This window comes from Pleurocapsa sp. CCALA 161 (genome assembly GCF_003003995.1).
In the GTDB taxonomy this organism is placed as follows: domain Bacteria; phylum Cyanobacteriota; class Cyanobacteriia; order Cyanobacteriales; family Xenococcaceae; genus Waterburya.
In genome coordinates this window covers 1-10,198 of the sequence record NZ_PVWF01000140.1, presented here as the reverse complement: position 1 = coordinate 10,198, position 10,198 = coordinate 1, and the positions used below count along the sequence as shown (strand labels likewise).

Annotated in this window: 7 protein-coding genes and 3 pseudogenes; 5 read left to right on the top strand and 5 right to left on the bottom strand. The window is 39.0% G+C overall.

The features are described 5' to 3' along the window. The 4 genes and pseudogenes from aroB to C7B62_RS26690 all read left to right on the top strand — a co-directional run. Positions 1-445, top strand: a pseudogene (gene aroB / locus C7B62_RS21880) (3-dehydroquinate synthase); the annotation flags it as partial. Positions 446-484: 39 nt separating this feature from the next. Continuing rightward, entirely contained in the window at positions 485-1,723 is a 1,239-nt protein-coding gene (gene eboE / locus C7B62_RS21875) for a metabolite traffic protein EboE (protein ID WP_106242326.1), read from the top strand. Positions 1,724-1,767: 44 nt separating this feature from the next. After that, positions 1,768-3,174 (top strand): alkaline phosphatase family protein, encoded by a 1,407-nt coding sequence (locus C7B62_RS21870; RefSeq protein ID WP_106242323.1) that lies wholly within the window; start codon positions 1,768-1,770, stop codon positions 3,172-3,174. 184 nt (positions 3,175-3,358) lie between these two features. Further along, positions 3,359-3,690 (top strand): annotated as a pseudogene (locus C7B62_RS26690) (IS4 family transposase); the annotation flags it as partial. A gap of 274 nt (positions 3,691-3,964) precedes the next feature. Here C7B62_RS26690 and C7B62_RS21860 read toward each other — a convergent pair. Next, positions 3,965-4,306 carry an IS630 transposase-related protein gene (locus tag C7B62_RS21860; protein ID WP_199194318.1) on the bottom strand — a complete coding sequence of 114 codons (342 nt, stop codon included), beginning with the start codon at positions 4,304-4,306 and terminating at the stop codon, positions 3,965-3,967. Positions 4,307-4,857: 551 nt separating this feature from the next. Between C7B62_RS21860 and C7B62_RS21855 the strand changes: the two are divergent. Beyond that, positions 4,858-5,331: pseudogene (locus tag C7B62_RS21855) on the top strand (aspartyl/asparaginyl beta-hydroxylase domain-containing protein); the annotation flags it as partial. Between the two features lie 31 nt (positions 5,332-5,362). Here the strand turns inward: C7B62_RS21855 and C7B62_RS21850 are convergent. From C7B62_RS21850 to C7B62_RS21835, 4 genes are all read right to left on the bottom strand, one after another. Beyond that, the gene (locus tag C7B62_RS21850; protein WP_106242320.1) at positions 5,363-6,184 is read right to left on the bottom strand and encodes a DUF1838 domain-containing protein; all 822 of its coding nucleotides are present in this window, start codon (positions 6,182-6,184) and stop codon (positions 5,363-5,365) included. A 352-nt stretch (positions 6,185-6,536) separates the two neighbouring features. Next, positions 6,537-7,535, bottom strand: coding sequence for an NAD-dependent epimerase (locus C7B62_RS21845; RefSeq protein WP_106242317.1), 999 nt, complete (start codon positions 7,533-7,535; stop codon positions 6,537-6,539). Positions 7,536-7,857: 322 nt separating this feature from the next. After that, positions 7,858-8,538 (bottom strand): response regulator transcription factor, encoded by a 681-nt coding sequence (locus C7B62_RS21840; RefSeq protein WP_106242314.1) that lies wholly within the window; start codon positions 8,536-8,538, stop codon positions 7,858-7,860. A 2-nt stretch (positions 8,539-8,540) separates the two neighbouring features. Continuing rightward, complete coding sequence (locus tag C7B62_RS21835) at positions 8,541-10,073, bottom strand: ATP-binding protein (protein ID WP_106242311.1); 1,533 nt, start codon at positions 10,071-10,073, stop codon at positions 8,541-8,543. Positions 10,074-10,198 lie beyond the last annotated feature (125 nt).

Below are 10,198 nucleotides of genomic sequence, written 5' to 3'. Positions count from 1 at the left end.
CATTGCGACTAGTGGAGATCCCTTTGAGGCTGGTTCGTCTCGTCCCCTCGATTTCGGTCATTGGGCTGCCCATCGACTAGAGCATTTAACCGATTATCGCCTCCGTCATGGAGAAGCAGTAGCTATTGGTATCGCTCTAGATTGCACCTATTCCTATTTACATAATTTACTACCTTACGGTCAATGGCAGCAAATTTTGACTACCCTAAATGATTTAGGATTTAATTTATACGTACCAGAATTAGCTTGGCGAAAAGAACCCCATTCTCTATTTTCGGGATTAACGGAGTTTCGCGAACATTTAGGCGGTGAACTAACCCTAATGCTACTGCAACAAATCGGCTGGGGAATTGAGGTTCACGAGGTAGATATCATGTTATACGAGCAGGCTGTAGTAGAGTTACGAGAATTTACCAACGCTAGAGCTATGGCGATCTCTGGTTAGGTGTAGGGAAACAAGAAGTAATGACTAATGACCAAATAAATGAAGCTAACAACTAAAGGTAATTTTCATCTCACTTACTGTACTAACATCCATCCAGGGGAAGAGTGGCAGCAAGTTTTTGCTAACCTCAAGCACTATGTTCTGCCTCTCAAAGCACGGTTGTCTCCCCAGGCATCATTTGGTATTGGACTGCGTTTGGCAGATGTTGCCAGTCGCGAATTACTAAAAAGAGATAATCTCGCTGGTTTTCAATCTTGGCTGGAGCGGGAAAACCTATATGTATTTACGATTAATGGATTTCCCTATGGTAAATTTCATGAGCGAATTGTTAAAGACAAAGTGTATGCACCCGATTGGTCTAAAATAGAGCGATTGAACTATACATTACGTTTAGTAGAAATTTTGGCATGTCTTTTACCTTCAGGTATGGATGGGGGAATTTCTACTCTCCCCTTGTCCTATAAACCCTGGTGGCAAGCAGACTCGCTCGCTCAAACAACTATCTTGGAAAAGGCTAGCTTGAACCTAGCTATGGTTACGGCAGAGATGGTAGAAATTCGCCAAAAAACTGGTAAAGTGTTGCATCTAGATATCGAGCCAGAACCAGACGGCTTGCTGGAAAATACCACAGAGGTAATTAATTTTTTTGAGAAATGGTTGCTACCAGTTGGTGGAGCTTATTTAGCTAAACATTTGGGTATTTCTCAAACATCAGCCGAATCCCAACTACGAGAACACATTCGCCTTTGCTATGATACTTGTCATTTTGCCGTCGAATATGAGAAACCTGCTACGGTCTTTGCTCGATTGCCAGCAGCAGGAATCAAAATAGGTAAAATTCAGCTTAGTGCTGCTGTTCGAGTAAATTTACCATCAGATTCTCAGACAAGAGCCAAAATAGGCGAAAGATTGCGTCCCTTCGCCGAATCTACCTATCTACATCAAGTTATCGAACGTCACCATGATGGTAGGTTACACCATTATTCTGACTTGATTGGAGCATTACCTTATTTAGAACAATCTGAGGCAGCCGAATGGCGAACTCATTTTCATGTTCCCATTTTCATTAATGATTATTCTCTTTTACAGTCTACTCAAGACGATCTATTAACTGTTCTTAATTTGTTGTCAGATAACCATATTTGTCAGCATTTAGAAATTGAAACTTATACCTGGGAAGTATTACCCCCTGCAATGAAAACAGATTTACTGACATCCATTCAAAAAGAATATGACTGGATATTAGATCGATTAGGCAGTATTTCACTCCTTAAATAAGCACAATTCCTGGCATCTAAAGATATCAAAGACAAAACACACTCATGCGGAAAACAGTAGTTATTAATGTAGTTGGATTGACTCCCAGTTTATTGAAGCATATGCCTTTTTTATCTGACTGGGCAGATAAAGGGCAAGTAACAGCGATAGAGCCAGTTTTGCCTGCGGTTACCTGTTCTGTTCAAGCAAGTTATTTAACTGGAAAAATGCCCGACCAGCATGGAATTGTCGGTAATGGTTGGTATTTTCGGGACGAATGCGAAATAAAATTCTGGCGACAATCAAATAAATTAGTCCAAGCTACTAAAATTTGGGAAACTGCTCGCGACCTAGACCCTAACTTTACCTGTGCGAATCTTTTTTGGTGGTATAACATGTATTCTTCGGCAGACTTGACAGTTACGCCAAGACCTATTTATCTGGCTGATGGTCGCAAAATGCCCGATATTTACACTCAGCCTGCCGATATCAGAACGAAACTGCAATCTCAATTCGGTCAGTTCCCTTTGTTTAATTTTTGGGGTCCCAATACTTCGATCGCATCGACTCAGTGGATTGCCGATTCGGCTATGTGGATGGAACAGCAACACAGTCCTACTTTGACTTTGGTTTATCTACCTCACCTAGATTACTGTCTGCAAAAATTTGGTTCCGATTTAGAAAAAATCGAAGAAGATTTAGTGCAGATTGATCGCGTTTGCGCGGATTTGATTAAATTCTATGAGGCTCACGATACAGAAGTAATTATTCTTTCAGAATATGGAATTACTTCTGTCGATCAACCAATTCACATCAATCGAATTCTCAGAGAAAATGGCTTAATTGCCATACGGGAAGAATTAGACACAGAAATACTCGATCCAGGAGCTAGTATTGCCTTTGCCGTTGCCGATCATCAAATTGCTCATGTGTATGTCAACGATACTGACTACCTCGATAAAGTTCGTTCTATATTAGAAGCAACTGAAGGAATAGATCGAGTATTAAATGAATCGACCAAAAAAAACTATCACCTCGATCATCCTCGTTCTGGAGAACTAATTGCGATCGCTCAACCTAATGCTTGGTTTACTTATTATTATTGGCTAGACGACCGTCGTTCTCCCGACTTTGCTAGAACTGTAGATATTCACCGCAAACCTGGTTACGATCCCGTAGAATTATTCCTCAATCCGCAACTAAAACTAGCAAAAGCAAAAATAGGTCTAACTCTGCTCAAAAAAAAACTGGGTTTTCGCTACCTGATGGATTTCATCCCTTTGCATGCTGAGTTAGTAAAAGGATCTCACGGTTGCATTCCTACTTCTATGGACGAAAGTCCCCTTTTGATTACCAGCCAAAAAAATTCAGTCGAACATAAATCAATAGCTCCTACCGAGGTTAGAAACATTATTCTTGGCTGTTTAACTGGTTGTATCGCAAATAATAAGCAGGACGAGAATATTTCCTAGAAAATAAATTAATTTAGAAGGAAATCAGAAACTCGTCAATCGAACTTAAGAATCGTGCAAAACTCAGAGAGAATAGGCAGTTGAAGGATTTGATTTTCTCTCTGAGTTTTGCACAAGGCTGAATGGCGGGTTTCCCGACAGTTACGCAAGTGGCGTTCGATTAATGGCATTAAGCTACAGATAGATTTGGGCAACTTGGCTATTTGACGCTGTTTTAGTCGATTTAGGTGATGCTGTGGCCGATGAAATCGCACTTCCTTTTGACTGCATCTTTTGAGAAATGATTGATCGTGGTCTTGATTATTTTCACAGTGCTTCGAGTAGAGGAGAAGCTGACGACCCCGTTAAATATTTTGCCCATCGTGATCTTCAGAAATGTTTAGGGATTGTTAAAAGACAGCGAAAACCCAACCAAAAGTTAATAGTTGCTCCCTTTCCAGACAAACAGCGAGGTGATGACCAGTTTTCTGTCAATCTCCGACCAAAACCCTCTTGACAACTTGCTTACAAGCTTAACTTGTGACCATTGGAGCAACGGTAGAGAGCATTCGTGACAAGTTAAGAAACTACGCTGTTTGTCAAATAGTTTTAAGCTCTTAGCTTTGACCGAAGGGAATTCTTTAGGATAGCTATTAGCTATCAGCTTTTGAGATATCTTTTATGCACACCAATTCCTTAAATAGCGATCGCCCTTAAATTAATCTCGCTCTGCATATAGTGTTACTTAATCAATAAAGCACTATCTGTAGTACTTGACTTTTTTCTTTTTTGCTTAACTTGTCACCAATGGCTAATAGCTAACGGCTAATAGCTGGGGCGAAGCCCCTTTATTCTCTTGGACAAAAACCTTGAACTTTTCTTCGTCTTTAATTTTACTATGCCTTCCTTGTCGATCAGCGATCGCTACGTAATCTCCTGTTTCTTTTTCTCTTTTTAACCATAAATCCAAAGTATTACGACTAATTTTGAATAAACGACCGACATTAATTTTTTTATCTCCTCTTTTTACTGCTTCAATCGCTTTTTTACGTAGATCATAGCTATAAGGTGCTGGCATAACTAAAGCGCGATCGCTAATTATCGATAACTTCCTTTCTATTCTAACGGGACTTTGACAATTTTTACCTATCAAAAAGGGGTGAAAGCCTTGCCAGACGCCGAATTTACCTCGAAGAGGTAAATTCGCCTGAAACCCAGATATATTAAGGATTTAGTTATTTTGAGGTTAAACCATTAATACATGAGGCTTTCACCCCTTTTTGAACCTAGTTTTTTGTCAAAGTCCCACTAAAAATGTCCTAATCAAAATGCGTAGTGCTATATCGTCGAGCCAAATCAATGATTGAACGTTTTGGAAGTGATTAAAGAGACGAATCAGGGTATCGCTTATGCTGGTCAATTTCACTTTAAGTCAAGCGTTCCCTAGCTTTAAAAGCCAGGGCTTGCGCTTGAGTGCCTTCCGCGGTCACTTTGATAGAGGCCGATAAACACCTGGTCGAAGTCGTGTCCATTGCTTACCCAAATAAATTTTGCGACCCAAAATATTAGAAATTGAGCTACTAGCTTTATTTTTTTGGATTTGTGACCACCCTGATCGTTGTTGTTGAGAATAAAGATAGTTAATTACATCCTGGGCAGAAAAGCGTGTGGGACTACACTCAGCAATATACAGAAGAATCGTTTTTAGGCAAAGCGATCGCCGAAGTGAACCAAAGCAATGATAATGTAATTAGGAACGTTTATTTTGGTACATTTCATCCAGGTTTAGATATTAAGCTCCACGTCAACTATAATCCCCACATGAATCGAGGTTATTTAGGATTAATTGTGCCTCAGGGAGATGTGGCCATGAAAATCTGTCACGATCAGCTATACTGGCAGGAAGGGAAATTTATGATTCTCGATCATAGTTATCCCCACTGTCCCCATAACTATACTGACTTTGATCGCACTGTCTTGATTGTTGATTTTTTTAAACCCGATCGACCAAGAAAGGAAGTCATCAAATTTGAAACAGAATTAATTTCCCAAAGGATGCAAGAAAATCCTTATAGCTTGGGGGTATTCGGCAAAAACGATCGCGCTAAACCAGAAGATTTCGTTAAATATGGTTTAGCGCATCAGTTGGAGTGGGACAAGGCTTTAGGAACTCCCTGACAATCCTGACAATATTTAATCATTGAAATTTTTAGGGAGTTGGTAAAGGAAATCTTACCCCAGCTAAATAATCGGCAAAATGTTGCTTAAAATATTTCCAAGAAGTAATATTTTCTGCGTCTAATTTCTGGTCAGCAGCATCTTTATACAAGGGAACACGGTGATTGATTTCTGCTTGCAGCCACTCTGGTAATTCTTTAAAACCATTTATCTTACAACCATGGGCACTATAAATTAGCTGTCCAGGTTGATTACCCATTTTCATCCAAGGTAACCAAGGACCAATCCGATCCCAGCTTAGAATTACTTGAGATACTTCAGAAATATTGCGCTCGTGGAGTTCTGCGGTAGGTACAGTTAACTTAAATAATTCTGTCGCTTGATAAATATCCTGAGGACTATATTCAATAAATCTAGGATCTCCCCCTAAAGGATTAGGATAGTCGCTAAATAGATCGAAAACAAAGGTCGTAGTCTCCCCATTAACTTGAGCAGGGAAATTGCCTTTAAATAAACCTTGAACTTGATGATTGGCAACATGAACAACAGGCACTGTTTCTCTTATCCAAGGATTATGCCACTGATGAACTACCTCTTCTGTATGAGGATCGAGATAGTAGGTTAATTCACGAGAAGTGAAATCCCAACTATTATCAGCATTTTGCAGGCAGCGACTAACACTCATGCCCACAATTTTAAACAGGTGTTTTTTCTTTTCATTAGGAACAAAAGCGTAAACAGAACCTTCCCATAGCAAAATAGTTGATTTGCCCGCAAGAGAGTTACGAGTTTTCACCCAACAGGAAACATCTAACTCTTCTGTGCTATTAATTTTCTTGATTGAATCAACCATGAGCTGAATTATGGGGTTTTGAGTTCGAGATTTCTCATCTCAATTAAATTTGCTATCAGGTATCGATATTGTGACCAAATGTACAATTTAGTAAAAATCTTATTTTACAGCAGTTTTCAATTGATATAGATAGACTAGGTTTTTGATTAACTAATTTTTAGCTCTCCTCCTTCGAGGACTTAGTCAGCTATTAGCTTTTGATCTGTATATTCTACTCAACTGCAAAGCGCAGTAACTATTTATTTCGATTCAAATAAGGCAAGGTTCTTACCTCCTTATTCACCCGCTCTATCTTCCATTTTTTCCTACTTCACATCAGACGTATCATATCTTGATGCAGCAATGCCTAAATTCACATAGCGATCAATTCCCTGGAAGCAACTTGATAGTATTCTTGATACCAGCTAACAAATTTTTCTAATCCTAGAGTAATAGAAGTAGTGGGGTGAAAATCAAAATCCGCAATTAATTCTCGAACATCTGCATAGGTAGATACTACATCCCCTGGTTGCATAGGCAATAAATTTTTTCGGGCTGATTTGCCCATGATTTTTTCAATCGTGGCAATAAATTCGTTTAATTCGACTGGCTGGTTATTGCCCAAGTTATAAATCTTATAAGGGGGTTGTCCATTGCGAGTCAGAGGTTGAGTAGGAATAATTCTAGTTACTGCTTCAATAACATCATCGATATAAGTAAAATCTCGCTTCATTTTGCCAAAATTATAGACATCAATCGGTTGATTATGAGCGATCGCCTGAGCAAATTTGAAATATGCCATATCAGGTCTACCCCAAGGGCCATAAACGGTAAAGAAACGTAAGCCAGTAATGGGCATTTGATATAAATGACTATAAGCATGAGCCATTAACTCGTTAGCTTTTTTAGTAGCTGCATAGAGAGATATGGGACGATCAACATTGTCATTAACAGCAAAAGGAACTTTGGTATTTGCACCATATACCGAACTGGAAGAAGCAAAAATTAGGTGCTTAATCGAGTTATGACGACAACCTTCTAAGATATTGGTGAAACCAACCAAGTTACTATCAACATAAGCATGAGGATTTTGTAGCGAATAACGTACACCAGCTTGGGCAGCTAAGTGAACGACAACATCAAAGTCATTTGCTGCAAATAATTCCGTAACCAAAGTGCGATCGCTAATATCTAAATAGTCAAAGGTAAAGTTGCTATGAGGTAATATTTGTTGGAGGCGAGCTTGTTTGAGGCTGACATCGTAGTAATTATTGAGATTATCTATTCCGTAAACTTGATTGCCTTCAGCCAATAATCTTGTAGCTAAATGATAGCCAATAAAGCCAGCCACGCCAGTAACGAGAATTTTCATTTGCTGATTCTCCTATATAAGCTTAAATGATTACTCAATTAATAGCTTCGTTTGAATCAATGAAAGCGATATGAAACTTATGTGAGAAATTTTTCATTGTTTATCAGTGATAACTAACCACTACCCACTACCTACTACCTATTTGCGAAGCTTATCCTTTAGGACTACCTACTACCTATTTGCGAAGCTTATCCTTTAGGACTACCTACTACCCATTTGCGAAGCTTATCCTTTAGGACTACCCACTACCTATTTGCGAAGCTTATCCTTTAGGACTACCCATTTGCGAAGCTTATCCTTTAGGACTACCTATTTGCGAAGCTTATCCTTTAGGACTACCCAGCCGATACCCCATACCTCGGACGGTTTCAATCGATTTGTTGCCTAATTTTTTACGTAAATAACCAACATAGACATCAACAATATTAGAACCAGGATCATAATCGTATCCCCAGACTAGATCTAATAATTGTTGTCTGGTCATTACTTGCCCAGGATGGCGAAAAAATACCTCTGCCATTGTAAATTCTCTAGCTGGTAATTCTACCAGGCGATCGCCCACTTGAACTTTACGAGTCCGCAGATCCAAAATCATGTTACCTCGTAGGATCTGCGTTTTTTCTTGAGCTTGATTGCTACTATTACTAGCTTTTAATCTCACTTCAATACGAGCCAGTAATTCTGCAAAGCTAAAAGGTTTAGTCATATAATCGTCCGCACCACCTTTTAAACCTGCTACTTTATCCATCACATCATCTCTGGCGGTTAAGATAATCACGGGAAAATTTACTCCCTGTCCCCGCCATGCTTCTAAAACTGTTAAGCCGTCTTCACCTGGTAAACCTAAATCGAGAAGTGCCAGATCGAATTGACAACCAAAAGGCAAAGCTAGAGCAGTATCAGCATCTTCGGCGAGCGTGGTGTTGTAGCCTTTGGCTTTTAAGCCTTTGGCAATAAAAGCAGCAATTCTGGTTTCATCTTCCACGATTAATATTTGCTTCATGATTAATTCTGCTTTTCGTTAAATTTTAAGGGAAAAACTAAGGAAAAGGTCGAACCAATCCCCAGTTGACTTTGGAGATTAATTGCTCCTCCATGAGCTTCTACAACTGTCTGAACAATAGCTAAACCCAAACCAGAACCTTCCGAACGACGACGAGCATTTTTAATCCTGGCAAAACGATCAAAAATGCGTTTTTGTTCCTCAACAGCAATGCCATCTCCTGTATCGCGAATCCAAAATTCAACGTGATTGTTTTCTATTTTTGCGCCGAAAACAATTAAACTGTCGATGACGGTGTGTTGTACTGCATTATTTGCCAAATTAATAATTGCTTGGGTAATTCTTTGGCGATCGCCTGTCATTTTACCTGATACAATTGCGTTATCTAAATTCCAATTCCTCTGCCCCAGTTTTCCCAGTTTACTAAATAGTTCTGTCACAAAAGAAGTTAACTCGATGGTTTCGATCTGCAAAAAATCAGGACGTTCTGATTTTGCTAGCAAAACCAAATCCTCTACTAAACGATTCATCCGATCTAGTTCATCGATAACTAACTCGACAGTTTCTTGTTGGGATTGAGGATCGGCATCCATCAATTCTAGATGTCCGCGAATGATGGTAATGGGGGTTTTCAGTTCGTGTCCTGCATCATTGATAAAGTTGCGTTGAGTATCAAAGGCAGTTTCCAAACGCTCCATCATGGCATTGAAAGTACGACCTAGTTGAGCAACTTCTCCTTGACCTTGAGTATTAATACGCTGAGAAAGGTCGGATTCGGAAATAGATTTTACTGTTTCTGATAAATTCCTTAAAGGAGCTAATACTCTTCCTGCTGCCAACCAAGCTAGCAACGAAGCAACCAAGATCATCAATACCAGAACTTGAATGACTATATTAAACGAACTCAAAACTTCCTTCTGTTCTCCTGCTGAGAGGTGAGCGACGACAAATACACCAATAACCTCTTCGGTAGTTTTAATCGGTTCGGCTTTATAAATAACACTACCAATTTTGGGATCGTCTACTTTGATTTCTGCTTCTTCTTCGACTGTAATCTCCTGCCAGTGTTGCATCAAGGCGGAATCTTGGTCGATTTCTGTTGGCAGAAAAGCAGCATTTGTTTTGTAGAATAAACCATCAACGATAGCAATAAAATAATTATCATCTGCTACTTCGTTACTGGTGATAAATTTATTAAAGGCTCGATAAATATTATCGTTTGCTATCTCGGATTCTGTTTGTTCTAACTCTGGTTTAACTTTTGATTCTAATAAACTTTGGACTAATTCTTCTTCAAATTTTTCCAAATCCTCCCGCAGATCTGCTTCCACCCGTGAATTGACATCGGCAATTAAACGATATCTAATGACAGGAATAGCGATTAATGTAAATAAAAACATTAGGAATAAATACCACATTAAAATACGAGTACGAGCTTCTTGATAGATTGCTAGTTGATTTAAGCGATTGGTTTGCAACTTAAGTTTATGCCAAAACAGTGATATTTTACGCCAAGTAGAATTTGTGAACTTCATTGTTGATATTAATTTAGGATTACTACATCTTTTGAAGATAAAATTTTTGGCGTTGCTGAATAAAAGGTGGATTAAGTAAAAATAGGGACTCGTTTAAATCTTAAGTAATGCATCAAAAGTCGAAT